1 protein-coding gene is annotated in these 1,396 nt (G+C 61.9%); it reads right to left on the bottom strand.

What is annotated here, in order from left to right:
* Positions 1 to 266: 266 nt before the first annotated feature.
* Entirely contained in the window at positions 267 to 1,307 is a 1,041-nt protein-coding gene (locus JQK15_RS26425; protein WP_214869620.1) for an IS110 family RNA-guided transposase, read from the bottom strand.
* Positions 1,308 to 1,396 lie beyond the last annotated feature (89 nt).

Here is a 1,396-nt window from a genome sequence, read left to right as displayed (position 1 = left end):
GTCCTCTGTGGATGGCTCCCGCGTTGCAAGCATAAAGTGATGATCTGGCGTCTGGTCGGGTGCAGTCGTCTGTCCGGCCTGTTGATGCAGTCGGTGCAGACTGCTGGCCCTGATGTTGTCCGCGAACAAGGTCCTATCGGCTTTGCAGGCTATTACGCCTAGGACCGACCTTGGGTTGTCCTTGTTCCCGGTTCGACCGGTTTCGCCATCACATCCTTCGCTCTCACAACCTCGTGAAGCTGGTCTCCTCAGCCAAGCTCTATGATCTATGCTATCGCCAGCATAGGCGCATGCCCGCGCTCGAAGACACCGCCGCGCGCCATGAGCGCCCATGCGATCCGCGCCGTCTTGTTAGCGATGGCGACCGAGACGACCCTCGCTGGCTTTCTGGCGAGCAGCGCGACAAAGCGAGGATCGACCGTGTCAGGCTTTTGCTTGGCGTATCGGACCAGCGCGGTTGCACCGATGACCAGGAGCTGCCGCAAATACCTGTCACCCATCTTGGTAATGCGCCCCAGGCGTTCCTTGCCGCCGCTTGAACTCTGCCGCGGGGTCAACCCCAGCCAGGCGGCAAACTGGCGCCCTGACGAGAACTGACCTGGGTCGGTCACTGAAGCGGCAAGTGCGGTCGCACCGATTGGTCCGATACCAGGGATCGTCGCCAAGCGACGGGCCCTGTCGTCACTCCGCTGCAAGGCGGCAAGACGTAGGTCGAGCTTGCGCAACTGGGCGTGAAGCTGGAGCAGTTGCCCTGCCAGCATGGCGATGACGTTGGCTGCTTCGGCGGGCAAGTCGAGCTTGGATTCCCCGTCGACGATCTCGCGCGCGATCTGCAGCGCCTTCCTGATCCCGACAGGGATGGCGACCCCTAGTTCGGCGAGTACGCTGCGCATCATGTTGACCAGTTGTGTGCGCTGCTTGATCAGAAGGTTGCGCACGCGGTGCAGCGACAGCGCCGCCTGCTGTTCGCGCGACTTGATCGGCACAAACCGCATTGTCTGACGTGTGACCGCTTCGCAGATCGCTTCCGCATCGGCGGCATCGTTCTTGCCGCGCTTCACATATGGCTTCACGTAAGCCGCCGGCATCAGCCTGACCTCATGGCCCAGCTTGGTGAGTTCGCGCGCCCAGTGATGCGACGTCCCGCAGGCCTCAGCGCCTACCAGGCACGGCGGCAGTTTCTCGAAGAACGGCAGCATCTGCGATCGCCGCAGCGCCTTGCGAATTACGACCTCACCGGTCGCGCTGATACCGTGAACCTGAAAAACGTTCTTGGCCAAATCCAGGCCGATCGTGCTAATCTTCATGGCGGGTGGCTCCTCTGCTCGGGTTGCATGACAGCAAACCCATCATGGCACTCAGATGCCGTGAGCGGGAGCCATCCACCTCATCCGCT

It is taken from the genome of Sphingobium sp. BHU LFT2 (assembly GCF_018604485.1).
GTDB lineage: Bacteria > Pseudomonadota > Alphaproteobacteria > Sphingomonadales > Sphingomonadaceae > Sphingobium > Sphingobium yanoikuyae_A.
This window is presented reverse-complemented; position numbering and strand designations above follow the sequence as displayed.

Excerpts from the sequence above, each read along its gene's own strand:
- JQK15_RS26425 (WP_214869620.1), bottom strand. The coding sequence starts at position 1,307 with ATGAAGATTAGCACGATCGGCCTGGATTTGGCCAAGAACGTTTTTCAG.